The 23,475-nt window shown below is 66.3% G+C and carries 19 protein-coding genes and 3 tRNA genes; 8 read left to right on the forward strand and 14 right to left on the reverse strand.

Annotation, left to right across the window (positions count from 1 at the left end; translation table 11 throughout):
• Positions 1-157: 157 nt before the first annotated feature.
• The 3 genes from JS528_RS08995 to JS528_RS09005 all read right to left on the reverse strand — a co-directional run bounded on the left by JS528_RS08995 (position 158) and on the right by JS528_RS09005 (position 475).
• Positions 158-230: transfer RNA gene (locus tag JS528_RS08995), tRNA-Val, on the reverse strand.
• A gap of 65 nt (positions 231-295) precedes the next feature.
• Positions 296-367 (reverse strand) — tRNA-Val (locus JS528_RS09000).
• 35 nt (positions 368-402) lie between these two features.
• Positions 403-475 (reverse strand) — tRNA-Gly (locus tag JS528_RS09005).
• A 281-nt stretch (positions 476-756) separates the two neighbouring features.
• Here JS528_RS09005 and JS528_RS09010 point away from each other — a divergent pair.
• The 4 genes from JS528_RS09010 (at position 757) to JS528_RS09025 (ending at position 5,439) form a co-directional block, all read left to right on the forward strand.
• On the forward strand, positions 757-2,010 hold the full coding sequence (locus tag JS528_RS09010; RefSeq protein WP_214358727.1) for a DUF2974 domain-containing protein: 1,254 nt from the start codon (positions 757-759) through the stop codon (positions 2,008-2,010).
• 144 nt (positions 2,011-2,154) lie between these two features.
• Positions 2,155-2,811, forward strand: coding sequence for a TetR/AcrR family transcriptional regulator (locus tag JS528_RS09015; protein ID WP_214358728.1), 657 nt, complete (start codon positions 2,155-2,157; stop codon positions 2,809-2,811).
• A gap of 84 nt (positions 2,812-2,895) precedes the next feature.
• Positions 2,896-4,368: an aspartate ammonia-lyase gene (locus JS528_RS09020; protein WP_214358729.1), complete on the forward strand. Its 1,473-nt coding sequence runs from the start codon at positions 2,896-2,898 to the stop codon at positions 4,366-4,368.
• 270 nt (positions 4,369-4,638) lie between these two features.
• Positions 4,639-5,439: a mechanosensitive ion channel family protein gene (locus JS528_RS09025; RefSeq protein ID WP_214358730.1), complete on the forward strand. Its 801-nt coding sequence runs from the start codon at positions 4,639-4,641 to the stop codon at positions 5,437-5,439.
• 22 nt (positions 5,440-5,461) lie between these two features.
• On the opposite strand, the gene JS528_RS09030 is transcribed toward JS528_RS09025, so the two are convergent.
• Positions 5,462-6,472, reverse strand: a complete 1,011-nt coding sequence (locus JS528_RS09030; protein ID WP_214358731.1) for a CPBP family intramembrane glutamic endopeptidase — start codon at positions 6,470-6,472, stop codon at positions 5,462-5,464.
• Between the two features lie 43 nt (positions 6,473-6,515).
• Positions 6,516-7,463 carry an ROK family glucokinase gene (locus JS528_RS09035; protein ID WP_214358732.1) on the reverse strand — a complete coding sequence of 316 codons (948 nt, stop codon included), beginning with the start codon at positions 7,461-7,463 and terminating at the stop codon, positions 6,516-6,518.
• Positions 7,464-7,648: 185 nt separating this feature from the next.
• Here JS528_RS09035 and JS528_RS09040 point away from each other — a divergent pair, with 185 nt between their 5' ends.
• Entirely contained in the window at positions 7,649-8,458 is an 810-nt protein-coding gene (locus JS528_RS09040) for a GntR family transcriptional regulator (RefSeq protein WP_214358733.1), read from the forward strand.
• A gap of 325 nt (positions 8,459-8,783) precedes the next feature.
• Here JS528_RS09040 and deoC read toward each other — a convergent pair whose 3' ends face one another.
• A complete protein-coding gene (gene deoC, locus JS528_RS09045) occupies positions 8,784-9,494 on the reverse strand; it encodes a deoxyribose-phosphate aldolase (protein WP_214358734.1) in 711 nt (236 codons plus the stop codon).
• Positions 9,495-9,888: 394 nt separating this feature from the next.
• On the opposite strand from deoC, the gene JS528_RS09050 reads away from it, so the two are divergent.
• The gene (locus JS528_RS09050; protein ID WP_214358735.1) at positions 9,889-10,914 is read left to right on the forward strand and encodes a YdcF family protein; all 1,026 of its coding nucleotides are present in this window, start codon (positions 9,889-9,891) and stop codon (positions 10,912-10,914) included.
• 526 nt (positions 10,915-11,440) lie between these two features.
• Here JS528_RS09050 and JS528_RS09055 read toward each other — a convergent pair.
• The 7 genes from JS528_RS09055 to JS528_RS09085 all read right to left on the reverse strand — a co-directional run bounded on the left by JS528_RS09055 (position 11,441) and on the right by JS528_RS09085 (position 19,484).
• Positions 11,441-12,667: an ABC transporter ATP-binding protein gene (locus JS528_RS09055; protein ID WP_214358736.1), complete on the reverse strand. Its 1,227-nt coding sequence runs from the start codon at positions 12,665-12,667 to the stop codon at positions 11,441-11,443.
• A gap of 6 nt (positions 12,668-12,673) precedes the next feature.
• The gene (locus JS528_RS09060; RefSeq protein ID WP_214358737.1) at positions 12,674-13,561 is read right to left on the reverse strand and encodes an ABC transporter permease; all 888 of its coding nucleotides are present in this window, start codon (positions 13,559-13,561) and stop codon (positions 12,674-12,676) included.
• On the reverse strand, positions 13,552-14,484 hold the full coding sequence (locus tag JS528_RS09065) for an ABC transporter permease (RefSeq protein ID WP_214358738.1): 933 nt from the start codon (positions 14,482-14,484) through the stop codon (positions 13,552-13,554). The genes JS528_RS09060 and JS528_RS09065 overlap by 10 nt, the downstream gene beginning before the upstream one ends.
• An 18-nt stretch (positions 14,485-14,502) precedes the next feature.
• Complete coding sequence (locus JS528_RS09070; RefSeq protein WP_214358739.1) at positions 14,503-15,669, reverse strand: ABC transporter substrate-binding protein; 1,167 nt, start codon at positions 15,667-15,669, stop codon at positions 14,503-14,505.
• 575 nt (positions 15,670-16,244) lie between these two features.
• A complete protein-coding gene (locus tag JS528_RS09075; RefSeq protein ID WP_214358740.1) occupies positions 16,245-17,366 on the reverse strand; it encodes a D-alanine--D-alanine ligase family protein in 1,122 nt (373 codons plus the stop codon).
• 119 nt (positions 17,367-17,485) lie between these two features.
• The gene (locus tag JS528_RS09080; RefSeq protein ID WP_214358741.1) at positions 17,486-18,481 is read right to left on the reverse strand and encodes an NAD(P)H-dependent glycerol-3-phosphate dehydrogenase; all 996 of its coding nucleotides are present in this window, start codon (positions 18,479-18,481) and stop codon (positions 17,486-17,488) included.
• A 76-nt stretch (positions 18,482-18,557) separates the two neighbouring features.
• Positions 18,558-19,484 (reverse strand): lysophospholipid acyltransferase family protein, encoded by a 927-nt coding sequence (locus JS528_RS09085; protein WP_214358742.1) that lies wholly within the window; start codon positions 19,482-19,484, stop codon positions 18,558-18,560.
• A gap of 366 nt (positions 19,485-19,850) precedes the next feature.
• Between JS528_RS09085 and JS528_RS09090 the strand changes: the two genes are divergently transcribed.
• On the forward strand, positions 19,851-20,534 hold the full coding sequence (locus tag JS528_RS09090) for a TetR/AcrR family transcriptional regulator (protein WP_214358743.1): 684 nt from the start codon (positions 19,851-19,853) through the stop codon (positions 20,532-20,534).
• On the forward strand, positions 20,531-21,784 hold the full coding sequence (locus tag JS528_RS09095) for an MFS transporter (protein ID WP_214358744.1): 1,254 nt from the start codon (positions 20,531-20,533) through the stop codon (positions 21,782-21,784). Before JS528_RS09090 ends, JS528_RS09095 begins: the two co-directional genes overlap by 4 nt.
• Before the next feature lie 153 nt (positions 21,785-21,937).
• Here JS528_RS09095 and murA read toward each other — a convergent pair whose 3' ends face one another.
• Positions 21,938-23,263 (reverse strand): UDP-N-acetylglucosamine 1-carboxyvinyltransferase, encoded by a 1,326-nt coding sequence (gene murA, locus JS528_RS09100; RefSeq protein WP_214358745.1) that lies wholly within the window; start codon positions 23,261-23,263, stop codon positions 21,938-21,940.
• Positions 23,264-23,475: the final 212 nt, after the last annotated feature.

Raw genomic sequence — 23,475 nt, forward strand, 5'->3', positions numbered from 1 at the left:
CGGGCCGCTCGGCCAAGTCCTACGGTCCTCAACGGAGAAGGACGCCCCTCCGCTCGGTTGCGTGGGCACGGCGCCTTCGGCCGGCTCCTGCGATTCGTCCGGATATGCGAAAGCCCCGACGGTTCGCCGGGGCTTTCCTGTTCTTCTTCTCTGTGGGTGGGCGATGTAGGAATCGAACCTACGACCCCTTCGGTGTGAACGAAGTGCGCTAGCCGCTGCGCCAATCGCCCGAAAGATGATGTTCAGTTGTGCGAGAAAAACAAAACCGGCAGTCACCTGCCGGCCGTTTCTCGGGTGGGCGATACAAGATTCGAACTTGTGACCCCTTCCGTGTCAGGGAAGTGCGCTACCACTGCGCCAACCGCCCGGGTCGTTCATCAGGCCGGAAACCGGCCTTCCGAGAGCGGACAACGGGACTCGAACCCGCGGTCTCAACCTTGGCAAGGTTGCGCTTTACCAACTAAGCTATGTCCGCAAGTGTCTCGCTTGAAGCGAAGCAACGAGGGGATAATATACGCGGATTCGGCGACGTGCGCAAATCGGACGCGCCAATCGGCGTGTCGCAAGGATTCGCAACGATTTGCGGGATGCACCGGGCCGGGCGCCACCAATCGATCTCCCCGATTCCATCGGGATTCCCACACAATTCCCCGTTTCACCCAACGATGCCGCACCACGCGCGAATTAAGATGGTGGCTGATGGGCCGCTCCACGACGACGGCGTTTCCATGACGATCCGCAGGGAGGTGCGCGGCGATGGGCAATGTGTTCGACTACGTCAAGGCCGAATCGCGCCCGTTCACCGATCCGGACGCCCCGTTCAACGAGGTCGATGCGCTGGTCTTCGCCTCGCTCGCCTACGAGGACGTGGCCGGCATCTCCCCCACGCTCACGCTCGACGAGGACAAGGAGGTCTCGTTCGCGGCCCGGCTGCGCACGTTCGAGCCGCGCCATCCGCGTCTGTGGCTCGCGTGGCTCAAGGGCCTCGTGCGCGAGCCGTTCGATTCGGTCACGCTCGCGGAGGCGAACGACCGTCTGCACGAGGCCGACGGGCCGCACGACGTGCAGATGGTGGGGCTGACCGACCCCGAGGAGACGCACTCGTTCTTCCAGGCCGTGGCCGACTCGCCGCGGTTCGCCGACACGCGCCTCGGCGCGGTGGTCGAGCACGTCAATCCGGGCGAGCAGACGCAGTTCGCCGCGATGACGTTCATGCTGCCCGACGGCAGACGGTTCGACGGGCGCCCGAACGGGAAGGAGCCGACGCGCGGCGGCACGCTGGTCATCGCGTTCCGCGGCACCGACGATTCGCTCATCGGCTGGAAGGAGGACTTCAACATGGCCTTCCAGTACCCGGTGCCGGCGCAGCGTGCGGCGAGCGCGTACCTCGACATGGTCGCCCGCCTGTGGCGCGGCGACATCGTCCTGACGGGCCACTCGAAGGGCGGCAATCTGGCCGTGTACGCGGCGATGAACGCGACCGAGCAGGTCCAACGCCGCATCCGCCACGTGTATTCGCTCGACGGCCCCGGCTTCCCGCCGAACATCGTCACGTCGCGCCAGTATCTCGACATCCAGCCCAAGGTGACGAAGATCGTGCCGAGCTCGTCGATCGTCGGGCAGATCTTCGAGACGCCGGAGCCGTGCCGTGTGGTGACGTCCGACTCGGACGGCATCATGCAGCACTTCTCGTTCTCGTGGCAGGTGGACGGCGACCACTTCGCCACCGAACCCGATCTGGCGTCGAGCTCGCAGCTGTTCAACGAGTCGCTCAACGCGTGGATGCGCGGCCTGACGGTCGAGCAGCGCGAACGCGCGGTGGACGCCCTGTTCGCCGTGCTGCATGCGGACGGCGCGACGACGTTCTCCGAGGTGATCGCCGGATTCCCCGGATCGGTCCCCGCGATGATCGGCTCGATGCTGGGCCTGTCGCCGCAGGACCGCAGACACCTGCTCGAGGCGGTGCTGATCCTCGTCAAGGCCGCAACCGCCCGCAACGGGCGGAAGTAGCCCCGATTCCACCCCTCCCCGCCTCGCGCCTCACGCTTCGCATTCCGCATGTCTCGTTATTGGTTATACTGTCTAGACAAGTCGTCTCAACACATGGTCCAATAACGACCGAAAACACCGGAACGACGCGAAAGGAGTGCCATCATGCCCCGTCCACGCAGGGACTCGAACATCCCCCCGGCCAAGCAGCGCATGGAGAACGCGTTCTGGACGCTGCTCGAGGAACGCGAATACCGACGCATCACCGTCACCGACATCGTGCAGCGGGCGCAGGTGAACCGCAACTCGTTCTACTATCACTTCTCCGGTCTGCCCGAACTCGCGGACGCCGCCATCCTGAGCGAGGTGAAGAACTCCCCGCTGGTCCAGGAGGTGCCCGATCCGAAAGCCGACCCGCAGGAGCAGTGGCGCAGGCGCATCACGCACTTCATGTCCACGCCGCGCGAGCAGGACCGCCTCAACCACCTCGCCCTGCTCGCCGGCCCCCACAGCTCGCCCGAACTGGTCGAGTCGCTGCGCGACTTCGCGCGCATGTCGCTCATGGAGATGCTCGACTTCTCCCCCTCGACCATCGACCTCAAGACCGACCTCATGCTCGACTTCACCGTCGGCGGCCTGCTCGTGATCCTGCGGCGCTGGCCCGAGCTGCGCCAGACCGTCTCGATGCAGGACCTGCTCAACGAGGACGTGGCGGTGCTCGCGATGGGCATCTACACGTCGATGTCCAAGGAGAGCATGCTCGCCTACTGGAACCGCATCTTCAACCAACAGCAGACGGACGGACGCACGACGGTCGCGTAGGGTGACGGTGAACTTTCTCACAGAGCCGAATCGCCTCCGGCCATGGCGTTTCCGGCGGGCGCCGGGGATGATGGAGGCATGAGCATGACGACTGCAACGAACATCATCCCCGGCGACGACGCCACGAACGACAAGACCACCCCCACCCGCATCGAACACGACTGCATCGGCGAGATGGCCGTGCCCGCGAACGTGTACTGGGGCATCCACACGCAGCGCGCGATCGGCAACTTCCCGGTCTCCGGCATCCCCGACTCCGCGCACCCCGAACTCGTGCGCGCCTACGCGACGGTCAAGCGCGCCTGCGCCTCGGCCAACGAGGAGCTGGGCATCATCGCGCCCGACAAGGCGCGCTTCATCCGCGAGGCGTGCGTCGAGATCGAGTCGGGCAAGCTCGCCGACCAGTTCCCGGTCGACGTGATGCAGGGCGGCGCCGGCACCTCGACCAACATGAACATGAACGAGGTGATCGCCAACCGCGCGCTGGAGCTCGCCGGGCACAGGCGCGGCGACTACGCGTACATCCACCCCAACGACGACGTCAACGAGTCGCAGTCCACGAACGACACGTATCCGGCGGCCTGCAAGCTCGCGCTCATCGACGCGATCCACCCGCTGGCCGAGTCGACCAAGCGCCTCGCCAAGGCGTTCCACGACCTCGCCGACAGGCACATCAACGACGTGACGATCGGCCGCACGCAGCTGCAGGACGCGGTACCGATGACCTTCGGCCAGGAGTTCCACGCGTTCGCCACGCTGCTCAAGTCCGATCTGGCCGGCTTCGAGCGGCTCGTCCCCCAGCTCGCGCAGCTCAACCTCGGCGCCACCGCCATCGGCACCGGCATCTGCGCCGACCTGCGCTTCCGCAAGTCCGCCACCGAGCATCTGGCGCGCATCACCGGGCTGCCGATCACGGCCGCACCCGACCCGGTGGCCGCGATGACCGACATGGGCGCATACGTGGCGACCTCCGCCGCGCTCAAGAACCTCGCCGTGCACCTCAAGAAGGCCGCCGACGACCTACGACTGCTCAACTCCGGCCCGCGCGCCGGATTCAACGACCTCGACGTGCCGGCCCGTCAGGCGGGTTCGTCCATCATGCCGGCGAAGGTCAATCCGGTGATCCCCGAATGCGTCAACCAGTGCTGCTTCATGGTCTTCGGCATGGACGTGACCGTCAACTGGGCCGTCGCCGAGGGTCAGCTGCAGCTCAACGCGTTCGACCCGGTGATGGTGCACGAGCTGCTCACCGGCATGTCGCTGCTGACGAACGCGATGGACGTGTTCCGCGCGAACTGCGTCGAGGGCATCGTCGTGCACACCGAGATCGGACGGGCGCACGCCGAGACGTCACCGTCGATCGCGGCGGCGCTCAACCACTACATCGGCTACGAGAAGGGTTCGGCCATCGCCGCCGAGGCCGTCGCGACCGGGCGCACGGTGCGCGAGATCGCCGGAGAACGGACCGATCTGCCGGCCGAGCAGCTCGACGAGATCCTCGATCCGACGCGTCTGGCCCGAGGACTCGGCCAGACCTGCCGCGAGCATATGGTGTGATCTCGCTTCGTTACGTACGTGACCGCGTGGGGAGGCGGTTCCCTGTTCCGGACACGCTCAAGGCCGCTCGGCCAAGCCTACGGTCCGGAACAGGGAACCGCCTCCCCACGCTCCGTTCCAGCGTTCAGTCGCCTTCGCGCATCTCGGTTCGCGTCAGTCCGACTTCGGCGGCGGAGTTGCCTTGCGTCCGCCTCTCGAGCCCCACACCTTCACATCATCTTTCCGGGGAATGCGCATCTCGCCCACATCCGTATGGTTATGGTGGAGCGCATGGATACCGTTGATGTGACTAGTGTTGATGACCTCGTACGCACCTGGTTCCGCGCGAACGCGGGCAAGCTGCTGTGGCTGCTGATCGTGCTGATCGTCGCGTGGGTGGCGGATCGGGTGCTGCGGCGCGTGCTGCGCAAGGTGCTCGACAACTCGCAGATCCCCAGCGCCTCGATCTTCATCAATCTCATGCGCGTGGTGGTCTGGTGCGCGGCGGCCACGATGGTGCTGCAGCCGGTGTTCGGCATCAATCCGACGACCCTCGTCACCGCCCTCGGCGTCGGCGGCGTCGCGCTGTCGCTGGGCCTGAAGGACACGATCGCGAACGTGATCGGCGGCTTCGGGCTGATGCTCGGACACGTGATCCAGCCGGGAGACCCGGTCACCATCCAGGGCGTGACCGGCACCGTCGTGGACATCACGTGGCGTCATTCGATGATCGAGACGCGCGCCGGCGACCGCATGGTCATCCCGAACTCGATCCTCAACACGGCGTCGCTGACCAAGCTCACGGCGTCGAACGAGAGCATGACGACGATCCCGTTCACCGTCAAGGGCGGCAGCGATCCGGACGAGGTCGGCCGCGATATGACCACCCGCGTGCAGCATGGCGCCGCGGACGTGATGCGCCCGGAGAACCCGCCAATCGTCAAGTTCACCGGCTTCTCCCCCTACGGCATGGAGGGGCAGATCCTGCTGTTCGCGCGCGAGGGCGTGCTGCTGTCCACCGTCAAGGACAGGGCCGCGCGCGCCATCGCCGACGCCGACTACCTCGTCAGGGACGGCGGCGCCTCGGAGTGAGGCGAACGGGCGAACCCGCTGATCAGCCCGCCCACACGCTCAGCACGACGGTGAGCAGCACGTACACGACCATGCCCGGGTTGAGCAGCGCCACACGCGCGCCGGTCCACACCGGCAGCTCCTCGGGCGCCGTGTAGAACTCGAGGTCGCGCGCATGCCGCACGATCGCCACGAATCCCGCGATCGACAGCGCCATCATCGCCAGCGAATACAGGCCGATGAGCAGGAACGCGGGGTCCGTCGCGGCCATGCGCGCCAGCTCGGCGTCGCTCATCGACCCGCCGACCAGCGCGCCGGCCGAGTCACCGGCCAGCGACAGCACCGCGGGCGCGAGCACCGACCCGCACGCGTTGATGACCATGTGCATCGCGATCGGATAGCGCAGGCGGCCGGAGCGCATGTACGCGTACGCGAACACGAGTCCCAGGCCGAACGCGTAGAAGAACTGGTACAGGTTCATGTGGAACAGGGCGAACGCGAACGCCGACAGCAGGATCGAGACGCGTTCGCCGTACCGGCGCGTGCGGTCGATGAGCTGTTTGCGGAACACCCACTCCTCGAGGATCGGCGCGAGCACGACCACGAACAGCGCGTTCACCCACGGGCTCGAGTGGAGCACCAGCTCGGTGACGCGGTTGGTCGACTGACCGCCGGAGATCAACGACGAGAGCCCCGTGCCGATCATGTTGCCCACCATCATGATCGGGAAGCACGCGACCAGCAGCGCGAGGAACTCGCGCGCGCCGAGGGCGAAGCGCCGGGTCTCGAGTCTCGGCACGCGCGCGAACACCGTCGAGGCGAGCGGCATCGCCACCAGATACAACGGACCGGACGACAGCAGCATCAGCACCCACGAGGGCGCGCCGTGCGGGAAGTACGGGGCGACGGCCCCCGAGATCAGGATATTGAGCCCGATCCAGACCGCGACCATCACGCACAACCCGACGCCCATCACCATGAACCGCCGCTGCGCGACGAACACGTTCCCCGGTCCCGCCCCCTGCGGATTCCCCTGTGACATCTGTTCACTCATACGCCCAGCTTACGGCATCGACCGCCTCCGGCGATCGGCCGGATCAGCGACGCGCAAGGTCCGCGGCGCCGATCAGTCCGGCGTCCTGACCAGCCTCGGCCGGCACGATGCGGGCCAGACCACGATAGGCGCCCGCCTCGAGGAACCTCCGGTAGTTGTATCGCGCGGGCTCCAGCAATGCATCGCCCACGGCGACCACGCCCCCGCCGATCACGTACAGATCGGGGTCGAGCACGGCGGTGGTGGCGGCCATCGCACGCCCGAGCCACTCTCCGATCTTGCCGAATCCGTAGTGCGCGAGCTCATCGCCCTGTTCGAGGGCCTGGGCGATTCGTTCGCCGGTGAGCTTCGTCAGGTCGCCGTCGCACAGCTCCATCAGCAGACCGCTCTTGTCGGGCCAACGACGCACCGCGGAACGGGTGAATCGTTCGAGGGCGTTGCCGGAGATGTACCGTTCGGTGCATCCGCGCAGGCCGCAGCCGCAGGTGTCGCCGTCGGGGACCATCGGCGTGTGCCCGATCTCACCCGCCATGCCGAACGACCCGCGGTACAGCTCGCCGTTGATGATGATCGCGCCGCCGAGTCCGGTGCCGACGGTGAGCAGCACCATGTTGCGGCTGCCGCGCCCGGCGCCCTTGACGTATTCGCCCCATCCCGCGCAGTTCGCGTCGTTCTCCACGACCACCGGACACGCGCCGCCGATCAGAGCCTCGACGTTGTCGGACAGCGGATAGTTCGTCCATGCGGCGATGTTCGGCGCGAATTCGATGCTGCGCCGCCCCAGCGGTACGTTGCCGCACACCGACAACCCGATCGCCTCAATGTCGGCGAACTCCTCGGCCGCGCGACGGTACATGCGCGCGATGATGCGGTCGATGTCCGCCGGATCCTGCGAACTCGGCACCCGCCACTTGCGCAGGATGACGTTGTCGTCGTCCAGGACCGCCGCGGCGATCTTCGTGCCTCCGATATCCAATGCGAGTACGTGCATCGACCTCTCCTTTGACTGCGATGACTGTTCATGACGCCGTATCCGGGTGAAGCAGACAATCCATACCTCACGTCAATTAATCATATACCTATCAAACATTTCATACAAATCATTGGTATGCTTAGACTGGAATCAACGTGGACAGGCGTGCGCGCGGTCATGCGCCCACGCGGCAAGGAGCAGACATGGGTACCGATGATGTGATCGCGGCGTTCACGCCGTCGATGACCGGAGAGACGCCGCTGTACGAGCAGGTGTCGTCGTTCTTCAAGCAGCGCATCCGCAGCGGCGCGCTGCAGCCCGGCGACAAGATACCGCCGGAGACGGCGCTGTCGGCCGAGCTCGGCATCAGCCGCACCACCATCCGCCAGGCGATGGACGTGCTGGTCAGCGAAGGGCTCATCGTCCGCCAGCGCGGCCGCGGATCGTTCGTGGCCAGCCCGAAGATGCGCCGGCCGCTCAACCACCTGTACAACTTCACCGAGAACATGCGCGAGCTCGGCGCCGAACCGGAGTCGATCGTCCTCGACTGCGCGGTCGAGCCGGCCAGTCCCGAGCTCGAGCAGAAGCTGGAGCTGCCGCAGCGGCAGAAGCGCGTGTTCCGTCTGCGCCGACTGCGCTGCGCGGACACCACCCCGATCCTGCTGGAGGACACCTGCATCCCCTATTACCTGTGCCCCGGCATCGAACAGATCGACTTCGCCTCGCACTCGCTGTACCAGACGCTCTCCGGCCGGTACGAACTCAACCTGCACCACGCCACGGAGACCATCGAGGCGATCCTCATCGGCGCCGACGACGCGAGGCTGCTCGATTGCACGACGCCCGCGCCGGGCTACCGCATCACCCGCACCTCGCGCCTCGACACCGGACTCGTGTACGAGTACACCGAATCGGTGACCAACGCCGAACGCTGCATGTTCCAGATGGAGCTGTACAGCAGCAACGCGGGCGCGAAGAACCCCGCCGCCATCGAGCGTCGGGTGAGCCTGTAGGAGGGCGGGGCCGCCAGGCCGATCGACGGCGAGGCGGCATCGAAGCCGTCTCGATCTCGGCCCGGCGGCATTCGGACGGAATTGGGGGCATGCGCGGCGACATTCGCGCATGCCCCCAATTCCGTTCCATGCAGGCTTCGCCGCATGTCGCCCCCACGGCCACGCATCATCCGACTCATCCCGATCCGATCATGCGCAGACCCCATCCGCTCCGCACATACGACGATGGGGCGTGTGCGCCGGTAGCCTTGACGCACACGCCCCATCGAACGGAACGGAAATTAATTGACGGTCTGAGTCATGAGCTCTTGGGCATCACCCCCGATCAGCGATCGAGACCGAGCACCACCGGCACGGAGCGGTAGCCGACGCCCATGCGGTCGATGCCCATGTCGATGAGCTTGAGGAAGTGCTCGCGGGTGCGGATGCAGCCGGAGCCCTTGATCTTCACGCGGCCCTTGATCTCGTCCATCATGATCTCGATGACCTCGGGGGCGGCGCCCTTGAGGTCGTAGCCGGTCAGGAAGCCGGTGCTGGTCTTGGCAAAGTCGACGCCGGCCTCGATGATGCACTCGCAGCCCTTGCGGATCTGCTCCTCGTTGAGGGCGTCGGTCTCGAGGATGGCCTTGATCTCGCGGCCATACTTGTGCGCGGCCTTGGCGCAGGCCTCGAGATCGGCGGTGACCTTGTCGTACTGGCCGCCGCGCAGCCAGCCGAAGTTGGCGACGATGTCGACTTCCTTGACGGAGTCGTACTTGGCGACCTGCTCGATCTGGGCGACCTTGGACTCGGTGGAGCTGGTGCCGAACGGGAAGTCGGTGACCGGGCACAGCATCGTGTCGCTGCCCTTGACGTACGGCTCACACAGGTCCATGTAGCCGGGGTTGATGCAGATGGTCGCGCAGCCGAGTTCGACGCCGTCCTTGGTCAGGGCGACGATCTGGTCCTCGGTGAACTCGGGCTTGAGCACCGAGTAGTCGATGTAGGCGGCGAGTTCGCGCTGGGTCATTTCTGCGGCGGGCTTGTTCGGCTTCATTGTGGATTCCTCCATGTCTGTTTTGTTTGTTTGATTTGTTTGATACATTTAGTATATATCCGACATGGACGTTGTCAATTCACCCCTATCGACACCCACTCGCAGCCGTTGTCCCGCCTTGCGACACGCCATACCGATTACCCTCATTTGTTTATGACATTTCATACAATTATTTGGCAGCGGACGCCCGACACCCGTCGCGCAACCCGCCACGGACTTCACACGATGCAACCACCAGCATGCGGCGGCACCGGAATCCGAATGACAAGGCTCCGACGCACACTCCGGCCAACCGCCATTCGACAGTCCCGGAGGCGCCCGGCCGACAGGACGATCGCGCCAGCGCCATCCGGCAATACCGAGACGTCTCACCACATCCAACCAAGGAATCGCCATGACCACCACAACACCCGCATCCACCACCACAACAATCTCCAAGAACCCGCCGCACCCCACCGCACCCCGCACGCTCGCCGACGCGATCAATGCGCTCGCCGCATTCTGCGGGCCGCGCGACATCCCCGTCCCTACCCGCGACGCACTGCGGAAGGCCGCCACGTCCGGCGTCATCGCCGGCAAGCCGGTCGACGGGCGCATCCGCGACGGCCGGGTCGACGCGATGGTGCTGTTCGGCGGCAGCATCATCGCCGGAGTGGACGTGCTCGCCGAGGCGATGCGCGGCGACGTCGCCAGACGCTACGTCATCGTCGGCGGCGCCGGACACACCACCGGCACGCTGCGCGACGTCGCGCGACGCGTCTTCCCCGACCTGACCATCGCCGACGACGAACCGGAGGCGTGCATCTTCGACGCCGCCCTCGCCACGTGCCACGGCCTCCACGCCGACTGGCTGGAGACCGAGTCGACGAACTGCGGCAACAACATCACCTATCTGCTCGACCTGCTGCGCGAGCACATGCCCGACTGCCGATCGGTCGTCCTCGCCCAGGACGCCACGATGCAGCGACGCATGACCGCCGGTCTCGAGAAGTTCGCCCCGGACATGCTCGCCCTGAACTACGCGACCTACCACGTCCGTGTCGTCGCACCATCCGACCACCCCGATGCGAGCGGGACCACCGACCACCCCAATGCGAACACGGCCACCGCGATCCCCCTTTCAAACGGGAACGTCATGGCCGCGCCAAGTCCCGACGCCGCATCCCCGTTGGACCTGCTCGACTATGACGACGCCCTCGGCACTCCCGAGGGCATGTGGCCGATCGACCGCTACGTCAGCCTCCTGATGGGCGACACCGCCCGCCTGACCGACGACGGGCACGGCTACGGCCCCAACGGCAAGAACTACATCGCCCACGTCGACGTCCCCGACGAGGTGCGCGCGGCCGCCGCATACGTCAGGGACGTTCTGGGCGACGTCACCCGCGCCGCCAACCCCGCCTTCGCCTCCATCCGATAGCGATCGCGGCCGCGACCGTGGTACTCAGGCCCTTCCCCTGCCCGAGTCCCGCAAACTCGTGGTACTCAGCACGAAATACAGCCATCCATCTGCTGAGTACCGCGATTTCGTGGTACTCAGCGCGTTCCGGCCCGATTTTCACGCTGAGTACCACGCCCTCCGCGTGACAGGGACTTCCACGAATATTGACGCGCTGTCAAATCGTTGATATTCCAACGTTTTGACAGCACGTCAAATGCACATGAGGCACGATGCGCGTCGCGACGTGGTACTCAGCGCCATAATCGGCCAAAACATCACTGAGTACCACAGCTTCGTGGTACATCACACGATCTCGGCCGATTTCGACGTTGAGTACCACAACTTCGGCGAATACCCCGACATCCGGCCCACCGAAAGGCCGCCGCATGCCTCGGAGCACGCTCGGCGGACACCCTCCCAAGGCGCGGCCGGCCATTCCCGAGTCACTCCCGCACATACGACGATGCCCCCGGAATCACCGAGGGCATCGAGTCGTGGATGAGCGTCAGCAGGCGAGGGCCGCGACCGGGCGCGGGGCGACGACGACGTCATCGCCGACGGCGAGGCCGGCGGGCAGCTCGTTGGCGGGCAGCTGCACGGTGACCTTGAGCTGTTCGCCCTTGTTCCAGTGCTGGTACTCGCCGGTGGAGATCTCGCAGTCCACGCGCGCCACGGCGCCGAGGAAGTGGATCACCTCGACGCGCGCGTGCTCGCCGACCTTGGAGTCGGTCTCGCCGGTGCGCTTGAGCGTCAGGTTCTCCGGACGCACGAGCACGGCCACCAGATCGCCCTTCTTCGAGTTCGGCAGCAGCGGGACGCGCTGGCCGAAGACGACCGCCTCCTCGCCGTTGGAGACGCCGGGCAGACGGTTGGTCAGGCCGATGAACGTCGCCACGTATTCGGTGGCGGGACGCTGGTAGAGGTTCTGCGGTGCGGCGATCTGCTCGATGCGGCCGTGGTTCATGACGCCGATGCGGTCGGCGACGGCGAGCGCCTCCTCCTGATCGTGCGTGACGAACACGGTGGTGGTGCCGGTGTTGAGCTGGATGCGGCGGATCTCGTCGCGCAGCTGCACGCGCACCTTGGCGTCAAGGGCGGAGAGCGGCTCGTCGAGGAGCAGCACGCGCGGCTTGATGGCGAGCGCGCGGGCGAGGGCGACGCGCTGCTGCTGGCCGCCGGACATCTGCTGCGTGTACTTGGTCGCCTGGTCGGCGAGGCCGACGAGCTCGAGCTGCTCCATCGCGATCTTCCGGCGCTCGTCGCGGCCGACGCCGCGCACCTCGAGGCCGAATTCGACGTTCTCGACGGCGGTCATGTGCGGGAAGAGCGAGTAGGCCTGGAACACCATGGCCATCTCGCGCTTGTTGACCGGCACGCCGGTGACGTCCTGGCCGCCGACGAGGATGCGGCCGCCCTGGATGTCCTCGAGTCCGGCGAGGGAACGCAGCGCGGTGGACTTGCCACAGCCGGAGCCGCCGAGCAGCACGACCATCTCGCCGGGCTTGATGTCGAGGTTGAAGTCGTCGAGAGCGCGCTTGGTGGCGCCCGGATAGATCTTGACGACGTCCTGCATCTGGATGCCGCCGCCGCGCGTGGTGGAGTCCTTGAGCAGGGCCTTGGCCGCGGCGGTCACGTCCTTGGGGCGGATGCCGTCGAGCGAGGCGGTCGGGTCGTTCTTGAACGCGTCCTCGTCCGCCTTCGGGGCCGTCACATTGTGTTCTGCAAGAGACATGGTGGTTTACTTGCCTTCCTTGGATTTGGCGACGCGTTCGGAGATCAGGTCGAGCGCGACCAGCAGCACCACGCCGAACAACAGCGCAAGCAGCGACATGGCGGTGGAGATCTGGGAGTTGGACTGGCCGAGCTGGTAGAGCGCGACCTGCAGGTTCATGCGGCCGAGCAGCGAGGCCACGGTGTATTCGCCGAGCACTACGGCGATGGAGATGAAGCTGGCGGACAGGATCGACTGCCACAGGTTCGGGATGATGACGCGGAAGAACACCTTGGGCCAGGACGCGCCGAGCGAGCGCGACGCCTCGACCAGGGTCTTCACGTCGATCGAGTTGAGGCCGACGGCGATGGCGCGGAAGGCGAACGGCATGACGAGCACGACGTATGCGAAGCACAGCCAGATCGGGTTGGTGTTGAGCAGCGACGAGCTGAGCCAGCGGTAGATCGGGCCGAGGCCGACGACCAGCACGATCGCCGGGATGGTCAGCGGCAGCGTCGCGACCCATTCGATGGCACGCTCGAGCGCCTTGGAGCGAATGTGCACGATCACCATGGTCGGGACCATGAGCAGCAGCATGAGCACGACGGTCACCGCGCACAGGGCGAGCGAGGCGCCGAGGCCCTGCCACAGGACGGTCAGGTCCGCGCCGAGCGACTCGCCGTTGCCGGTGAAGATCGCGACCCACGGGGCCAGCGACCAGCGACCGGACAGCGGGTGCCTGAGCGTGAAGACGAGCATGGAGATGAGCGGGACGAACAGGAACGCGAGCGTCACGAACAGGATGACGAACTTGATGACGCTCTGCCTGCGCACGCGCGCGGCACGCAGCTGCGGCGGCCTGGTTCCGGTGGGTTCGATGGATTCGCGGGATTCCGCGGTTGCGTTCACTGCCAACGTCCGGCCCTCTTTTCCACGGCATGGCTCAACAGCATGACGATCGCCACGACGACGATCATCGCGAACGCCAGCACCTGGGCGAAGCCCTGCTGGTTGGGGTCCATCTCGTTGCGCATCGCGCCCTGGATCATCAGCGGCACGAGGATCGAGCGCTGGGAGAACAGAGCGGCGGCCGTCGCGTACGCGGAGAACGCGGAGGCGAACAGCAGCAGGAACGCGGAGATGAAGCGGGGCGCGAGGATCGGCAGGGCCACGCGCGTCCAGTACTGGACCGTGTTGCCGCCGAGCGACTCGCACGCCTCGCGCCACTGCGGGCGGATCGAATCGACCGCGGGCAGGAAGATGATGATCATCAGCGGGATCTGGAAGTAGCAGTACACGGTCACGAGGCCGGAGAGGGAGCTCAGCCAGTTCGGGTTGACGGTCAGTCCGGTCACCGTCTTGATGAGCATCGTGCCGATGCCGTTGATGCCGATCGTCGCGATGAACGCGAACGCGAGCATCACGCCGCCGAACTGGGCGAGCACGGACGAGATCGCGGAGACCATGCGGCGCAGCAGGCCGTTCGGCTTGGCGCCGATGACCAGCGCGTAGGAGGCGAGGCCGCCGACCACGGCGCCGATCACCGACGAGGCGATGGACACGACGATCGAGGTGACGAACGCGGAGACGGTGTTCGCCTCGAACAGCTTGGCGAAGTTGGCGAGCGTGAACCCGCCGTCGCGCGTCTGGAACGCACCGACGACGACGATCACGGTGGGGGCGAGCAGGAAGCACGCCGTGTACGCGAAGAACGGGATGGTCACCGCGAAGGTGCCCAGTTCCTTGCGATGCCGCGCGATGGCGGACGAAGCGGAGGTAGCGGACGGACCCGCGCCCTTGGTGGCGACGGGCCCGTTCTGCGCGATCGAAGCGGTCATGACCGTGATGTCCTAACCTCAGTTGCCGATCGTCTTGTCCCAGTTGTTCTGAAGCCAATCGGTGATGCGGGTCGCATCGTCGTTGGTGTAGGAGACCGGCTTGCCCTCGATGGTGATGGCATCCTTCAGGGTGGCCTGATCAACGGTGCCGTCCTGCTTCATCGAGTCGAGCAGCACCGGGTTGGCGCCGCCCTTGAACCACAGGTTCTGGGCCTCGGCGGTGTACAGGTACTCCTCCCACAGGCGGGCGGCGGCCGGGTGCGGCGCGTCCACGTTGATGGCCTGGTTGTAGTAGCTGACGACCTGGGCCTTCGGGAAGGTCTTGTACTCCCAGTTGACGCCCTTGCTCTTCAGCTCCTTCTTGTAGGAGGCCTGGTTGTAGGTCCAGTCCATGACGACGCCGGTCTGGCCGGAGTCGATGGTGCCGTTGGTGACGTCCACGGTGGTGAGGTTGCCGGCGTCCTTGAGCTTCTTGAAGAAGTCGAGGCCGGGCTGCAGATTCTTGATGTCGCCGCCGGCCAGCTGGTTGATCATCAGGTAGCCGTTGAAGGCGGCGCCGGCCTCGGCGGGCTTGCCGTTGAGGGCGACGGTGCCGGCGAACTTCGGATCGAGCAGGTCGTTGATCGACTTGATCTCGCCGTACTTGTCCTTGTTCCAGCCGATCGACATGATGCCGGTGTAGTCGGCGTAGTAGGCGCCGTTGGCGTCCTTGCTCTCGGCCGGGATCTTGTCCCAGGCCTGCACCTTGTACGGCGCGAAGGCGTCGGTGGAGGTGGCAGCGATGGACTGGCCGACGTCGAAGACGTCCGGCGCGGCGTCGGTGCCCTTGTTGGTCTTGGCGGCGTCGAGCTCCTCCTTGGAGGAGGCGTTCGGGTTGAGCTCGGTGATCTTGATCTTCGGGTACTTCTTCTTGAAGGTGGAGATGACCTCGCCGTAGTTGGACCAGTCGTGCGGCAGGGCGATGACGTTCAGGGCGCCCTCCTTCTCGGCGGCCTTGACCAGATCGTCCATCGTTCCGAAATCGGCGAGGGACGTGGCCTTGGCGGACTTCTGGTCGACGGTGATGGACTTGCCGGTGGAGGCGTTGCCGCCATCGGACGAAGCGCTGCTCGAACCGCAGGCGGCCATCGAGAACGCGAGCACGGCGGCAATCGTGCCGGCCGCGAACTTACGCAGGTTCTTCATTGGGATTCCTCTTTACTCGTTACCCGACCAGGCGAACGGCCCGACCGGTCTCACAGGAGCCGGGGCCCGCATGCACGCCGTGCACGCACCCCGTGATTCCAAGGCAGAACGCTACGGCCGCAATCCGTCGCGACACCGACATCCCGGTGAACGCCGCGCGACCTTGCGCGACGCTCCGATGAATTCGAGGAAACTACAGATGAACTGAGGCATCTACGTAAGTTCCATCACTTTTGCTTCGCCGCATCCCGCCCAGTTCCGACGGCATGTTCCAGCGGCGACCGCGGGGGATGGCGGTTCTCCATCATGGACACGCTCCGGGCCGCTCTGGCCAAGTCTTCACGGTCCAAGACGGAGAACCGCCATCCCCCGCTCAGTTACGTACAAACGTTACGCACCATAGCCGCTCCCCGCTCAAGCGCTACGTTTCGCGACTTTCCTACGGAAGCGAGCGAGGGGTGTCGATTCTCTGTTCAGGACCGTAGGACTTGGCCGAGCGGCCCGGAGCGTGTCCGGAATAGAGAATCGACACCCCTCGCGGTCACCCACTACAAGCAGGTGAAAGGCGCGAAACGCTAGCGCAGCACCCCTTCGATGAGGCGCGTGATGAGCTCGGTGTAGCCCACGCCGGTGGCCTCCCACGCCTTGGGGTACATCGAGATCGGCGTGAAGCCGGGCATCGTGTTGATCTCGTTGACCATCACGGTGCCGTCGGGGCACACGAAGGTGTCCACGCGGCTCAGGCCGGCGCCGTCGACCGCGACGAACGCGCGGCGGGCCACGTCGCGCACGTCCTCGAGGACGCTCACGGGCAGGTTGGCCGGCACCTCGACGTGGCTCGCGGTGGAGTCCATGTACTTGGAGTCGAAGTCGTAGAACTGGTCGTCGTCGTTGTGGTCGAGGACGATCTCGCCCGGCCAGCTGGCCTCGGGCTCGGAGCCCGGCTCGGCGCACAGCACGGCGCATTCGATCTCACGGCCGTCGATGCCCTGCTCGATGAGGACCTTCCAGTCGTGCTTGCCGGCCTCGGCGATCGCCTCTCCGAGCTGCTTGGCCTGCTCCTCGGGCGAGTGCGCGGCCTCGACCTTGGTCACGCCGAAGCTGGAGCCGGCGCGCGACGGCTTGACGAACAGCGGGTACGCGAGCTGTGCCTCGGCGACCTTCGCGAGCGCCTCTTCGGGCTTGACGGTGCGGGCGTCGACCATGATGCCGGGCGCGGTGGGGATGCCGGCGGCGTTGAGCACGACCTTGGTGTAGTGCTTGTCCATGCAGGCGGCGGAGGCGAACACGCCGCAGCCGACGTACGGGACGTCCATCATTTCGAGCAGGCCCTGGACGGTGCCGTCCTCGCCGTAGGGGCCGTGCAGCACGGGGAACACGGCGTCGACGTGGCCGAACGACTCGAGCGTGCCGTCGGCGTTGCGCGCGAAGAAGCCGTCCTTGCCGAGCGCCACGTCGAGCACGACGTCGCGCGAGCCCGGGGTCTTCTCGACGATCGGCAGCGCGCCGCCGTCGAGGTTCCAGCCGCGCGGGTCCTCGCCGTCGACGATCCACTTGCCGTCCTTCGTGATGCCGACCGGGATCGGCTCGAACTTGTCGGCGTCCAGCGCGCCCAGCACGCCCGCCGTCGAGATGCAGGAGATCGAGTGTTCGTCGGCGCGGCCGCCGTACAGCACCACGATGCGCTTCTTGGCCATGTTCCTACTTGTTCCTTTCGTCATTTGCGGTCATATGCAGTCATATGTCCGTCGATCCGTCGTCGATTATCGTCCGTCACCGGACGACGGTCCATCGAACGGGGAGCATCTTCACGAATTCACTCGGCGGTGATCTCGCGGCCGAACAGCTGGGAGAGCATGTCGGCGCAGGAGATACCCTCGTCGAGCACGCGGCTCATCGCGTACGCGAGCGGGGTGGGCACGCCGAGTTCGTCGCCGAGCGCGACGACGGCGTCGGTGGTGGGCACGCCCTCGGCGACGCCGTTGCTCACGCGCGTCGCCTCCTCCTTGCTCAGGCCCTTGCCGAGGTTCGCGCCGAACGTGTAGTTGCGGCTCAGGGGCGAGCCGCACGTGGCGATGAGATCGCCCACGCCGGCCAGACCAGCGAAGGTCTTCGGGTCGGCGCCGGCGGCCTGGCCGAGCGCGGTCAGTTCGGCGAGTCCGCGGGTCTCGATCATCGCGGCGGTGTTCTCGCCGTATCCGGCGCCGCGGGCCATGCCGACGGCGAGCGCGACGACGTTCTTGAGCGAGCCGCACATCTCGAGTCCGATGACGTCGGTGGTGACGAACGGCTTGAAGTAGTCGGTGGTGCAGGCGGCGGCGACCTTCTTCGCGTGGTCGAGGTTCTCGCAGCCGACGACGGTGGCGGACGGCTGGCGCAGTGCGATCTCCTTGCTCAGATTCGGGCCGGAGATGGCGGCGAAGCGGTCGGCGGGCAGGTCGAGGGATTCGCGCACGACCTCGTCCATGCGCTTGTTGGTGCCGCGTTCGATGCCCTTCATCAGGCTCACGACGATCGCGCTCTCGGGGATCAGGCCCTTGAAGTCCGCGAGCGCGACGCGGGCGAACTGCGCGGCGATGGCGACGACGATGATCTCGGCGTCGCGCACGGCTTCGGCGCGGTCGCCGGTGGCGGTCATGTTGTCCGGCAGATGCTCGATGAACGGCAGACGCACGTGGTTGCGGTGGTTGTCGCGGATGCCTTCGACGATCTCGGGCTCGATGGCCCACATCGTCACGTCGTTGCCCGCGTCGGCCAGCACCTGACCGAAGGCGGTGCCCCATGCTCCGGCGCCCAGTACGGTGATCTTCATAACGTTCCAGCTTCCTTACTCGTTGCTCGTATGCTCGTTGTTCTTCGACCTCACGCCATGCTACACGCGGGGTCGGCTAGGCGGCCGGGGTCGTGGCGCCGCCCAGCCCGAGGTCGGGCAGCGGTTTGCGGCTCATCGTGCGGTAGTCCCAGTAGCCTGCCTCGGGGAACTTCTCGCCGCGGATCTCCTCGAGCTGTGCGTTGAGCCGGCGGAAGATGCGCCAGTTGAGTTCGTTGACGGCGGCGGCCGGCGGCTCGTCGCCCCAGGAGTCCACGTCCTCGAGCAGGTCGGCGTAGTCAAGCCGCGGACCGTACTCCATGACGACGTTCTTCCTCGGCCACGGCCACCAGTGGTTGATCGAGGCCGCGCCCCACGTCGACGCGCAGAACAGCGGCACCTCATGCCCCAGTCGGCGGGACGCCTCGAGCGCGATGAAGGCCGCGCCCTCCTTGATGCTCATCACCCACTTCTTCGGGTCGCGCGTCACCGTACCCTCGGGCCAGACGGTGAGGGGACGGCCGGAGGTGAGGATGTCGATCGACGTCTCCTCGATCTGCTTGGCCTTGCCGGAGTGGCGCTGGACCGGCTGCATGCCGACGATCTGGAACCATTTGCCGATGAGCGGCCACTTGGCCATCTCGGCCTTGGCCATGTAGCGCGGGCGACGGCCCATGTGGAACAGGCTGGCCATCGGCACGAACACGTCGAACATGGTCACGTGCGAGGCGCAGGTGATGAACGGCCCGTTCTCGGGGATGTTGTCGAGTCCCCATGCGCGCGTCCTGCAGCTGGCGTTGAAGACGACGTCGACGCCCTTGAGCAGTCGCTTGGTGCCCTTCGGGTTCTGCGCGTTGATCTCCGGGAGGTTGGCCCTGCGGCCCGGACCGGTCGGGAAGTCACGCATCGGGTCGACGAGATGGTGCCTTTTCGCGAGTTCGGCGACCCGTTCGTTGCTGAGCGGCTTGACCGCGGAGCGCGGCGACGGTTTTCCTTTGGATGCCATGCGCCTTATTGTACGTTCGCCCCCTACCGCGGCCCTCCCCGTACGCACCGAATCATCCGCCGGCGACCGGGGCGACCTGATCGGTGTGCGGGCGCCCTCCCCGTGCGCACTGAATCGTCCCTCGCTAAAAGCATGCGCACCTCGGCATCGCGCCGAACGCACATCGGAGTCGAGCTTTCCCTATGATTCCGCCGTTGTGCCGGATGTGCGATTGTGCGGAAACGTGCGTTTGGCTCACACGTTTCTTATTGAGAACGGTTCTCTGCACAGCCATCACCCCGCCCCACCCGCCATCCAACTTACCCATATACATACCGACCGACGGTATGTATAATCGGGAGTCAGACCAGGAGAAAGGAGTCCGGCATGGCACGCGGCAAGAACCCCGAACGGACGCGGGCACGCATCCTCGACGCCGCCAAGCGCCTGTTCCTGACCAAGGGCTACGACGGCACGACGATGCAGGACATCGTCGACGGCCTCGGCGACCTGTCGAAGGGCGCGGTCTACTACCATTTCAGATCCAAGGAGGCCATCCTCGACGCGCTCGGCGACGAGGACCACGAGCGCCAATCCCCCGCGGCGATCCTCGACGACCCCACGCTCACCGGATTGGAGAAGATCCGCACGACGTTCCGCGCCAATGCGGACGATCTCGAGCACATGCAGCTCATGGGCATCGCCTACCCCACGCTCAGGGATCCCAAGCTCCTCGCGGCCAATCTCGACGCGTGGCGAACCACGGTCGCCGACATGTTCCACACGCTGATCCTCCAGGGCATCGACGACGGCTCGATCGCCACGAGCTATCCGCGCGAGGCGGCGGAACTGCTCGCCCTGCTGACCAACTACTGGCTCGTGCCGACCTTCTACCCGGCCACGGAGGACGAACTGCGGCACCGCGTGTCCTGTCTGGCCTCGATCTGCGCGGGACTGGGCGTGCCCGTCTTCGACGACGACCTCATCGACCGCGTCGCCCGGGCCTATGCGACCCTCGGCGCCGACGACGGCAACACCGCCGACACCGCCGAACGCAAGGAGCCCCGATGACCAGCCGCTCCCCGCTCATCTCGCGCGACTTCGTCCTGCTCGTCGCCGGCCAGGGCATCTCGCTGTTCGGCAACCTGATGCTGCGCTTCGCGATGTCGATGTGGGTGCTCGACGAGACCGGCTCGGCCACCGTCTTCGCCTCGATCCTCGCCGTCTCGGTCGTCCCGACCATCATCCTCTCCCCGTTCGGCGGCGTGCTCGCCGACCGCGTGAACCGCCGCACGATCATGGTGGCGCTCGACGCGATCTCCGGCGCACTGGTCCTCGCGAGCCTGATCCTCTTCGCTGCGATCGGCTTCGACATGGTCGCCATCGCCGCGATGCAGGTGGCCCTCGCCGTCCTCGGCGCGTTCGAGACGCCGACCGTGCAGGCCGCGCTCCCCCAGATGTTCCGCACGCACGGCCAGGCCACCCTGCGTCAGGCGATGGCCGTCGTCAACCAGGTGCAACAGCTCGGCTCCCTGCTGCCGAGTTTCCTCGGCGGCGTGCTGTACGCGATGGTCGGCATCCGACCGATGATGGCGATCACCGTCGCGAGCTTCGCGGCGGCCGCCGCGCTCGAGTGCTTCATCCGTCTCGGCGCGCCGGGCCGCGAGGGGTCGGCCGGCGGCGACGAGTCCCTTCCCTCCCCCATCGAGGATCTCAAGGCGGGCGTGCGCTTCCTCGTAAGGGACCGGCCGAACGTGTTCGCGCTGCTGCTGTTCGCGGCCGCGCTGAACTTCGTGATCATCGGCAACGCCGCGGTGGGCTTCCCCTACGTGATCCGCACGGTACTGGGCTACGACGCCACCGTGTACGGCATCGCGGACGGTCTGGTGGGCGTCTCCGGGCTGATCGGCGCGTTCGTCGCCGGTCTCTTCGCCGCGCGGCTCTCGATGCGCGCGTTCCCGGCCTCGATGGTCGCGCTGGCGCTGTCGCTGCTGCCGCAGGGCGTGGCGTTCCTGCTCCCCGCGCCCCGATGGGCGCGACTCGTGGTGCTGGTGGGCTTCACGTTCGGCACGATGGTCGCGTGCTGCTTCTCGAACCTCATCGCCGTGCCGACGATTCAGCTCAACACCCCGGACGCGATGACCGGCAAGGTGATGTCGCTGGTGGCGGCGTTGAGCATGTGCGCCCAACCGCTCGGGCAGATGGCCTACGGGTGGGCGTTCGACCATCTGCCGGTGGCCGCGGTGCTGCTGTCCTCGGGCGCGCTGCTGGGACTGGGCGCCGCCGGCTCGATTCCCTTGGCCAGTCGATTCGAGGCATAGGCCCCATTACTTAGGCGGTTTTCGCATTTCCTAGGCAGGTCCCCGGTGATACGGCCTCAAGAAACTCCCGAAATACAGCAGGTCCCGATCCGATATCGGATCGGGACCTGCCTAGGAAGTGCAAAAACTGCCTAGGAATGTGGATTACAGCAATCAGTCGATGTCGGCGCCGAGCTGGTGCAGCTTGCCGCGGAAGTCGGCGTAGCCGCGGTCGATCAGCGAGATGCCCTGCACGTTGGACGGCCCCTTGGCCGCCAGCGCCGCGATCAGGTGCGAGAATCCGCCGCGCAGATCCGGCACGTCGATGTCGCGGCCGGTCAGCGGGGTGGGTCCGAAGATGACGGCGGAGTGCTTGTAGTTGCGCTGCTGGAAGCGGCACGGCAGCGAGCCGAGGCACTCGCGGTACAGCTGGATCGTGGCGCCCATCTGCACGAGCGGCTTGGTGAAGCCGAAGCGGTTCTCGTACACGGTCTCGTGCACGATCGACAGGCCGTTGGCCTGCGTCAGGGCCACGACCAGCGGCTGCTGCCAGTCGGTCATGAAGCCGGGGTGCACGTCGGTCTCGATCGCGACCGGCTTGAGGTCGCCGCCCGGATGCCAGAAGCGGATGCCCTTGTCGGTGACGTCGAACTCGCCGCCGACCTTGCGGAACACGTTGAGGAAGGTCATCATCTCCGGCTGGGTGGCGCCCTTGACGAAGATGTCGCCGCGCGTGGCGAGCGCCGCGGACGCCCAGGAGGCGGCCTCGATGCGGTCGGTCAGCGAGGTGTGCGTGTAGCCCTTGAGCTCCTTGACGCCCTCGATGCGGAACGTGCGGTCCACGTCCACGGAGATGATCGCGCCCATCTTCTGCAGCACGGCGACCAGGTCCATGATCTCCGGCTCGATGGCCGCGCCGGACAGCTCGGTCTTGCCCTCGGCGAGGACGGCGGCGAGCAGGGTCTGCTCGGTGGCGCCGACGGACGGGTACGGCAGATGGATCTTCGCGCCGTGCAGGCCGTTCGGCGCGGTGATGTGGATGCCGTCCTTGTGCTCCTTGTCGACGTTGGCGCCGAGCTTGCGCAGGGTCTCGAGGTGGAAGTCGATCGGGCGTCCGCCGATGTTGCAGCCGCCGAGCGCCGGGATGAACGCCTCGCCGAGGCGGTGCACGAGCGGACCGGAGAACAGGATCGGGATGCGGGAGGAGCCGGAGAGGGTGTCCACGTCGGCCACGTCGGCCAGCTGCACGTGGGAGGCGTCGATGGTGACGATGCCGTTGTCGCCGTCGACGTCCACGTCCACGCCGTGCAGGCGCAGCAGGTCGGAGACCACGTGCACGTCACGGATCTCGGGCACGTTCTTCAGCACCGACTTGCCCGGCGCGAGCAGCGCGGCGACCATCGCCTTGCTCACGAAGTTCTTCGCGCCACGCACCTTGATCGTGCCGTTGAGGGGCTTGCCGCCCTCGACATGCAGCACATCGTTCTCGTTTTCGCCCACGACTACCTCTTTCGTCTTCTTGCCTTGCCTTCCGGCGCGCGCCGGACCGCGGAAACGCTATATGACAGTGTGCCATACGGCATGTGCTTACGCCGTGAAAAAGCCCCCGGCGAAACGCCGTCGCCGCCATTCGCCGGAAATGTGACGCGCGCCACACGGCCGCCCAGCGGCCGCGCGCCCCTCGCGCCACGCCATCGCGGCTTTGCTATGGT

The organism is Bifidobacterium santillanense, assembly GCF_018555385.1.
Taxonomy (GTDB): Bacteria; Actinomycetota; Actinomycetes; order Actinomycetales; family Bifidobacteriaceae; genus Bifidobacterium; species Bifidobacterium santillanense.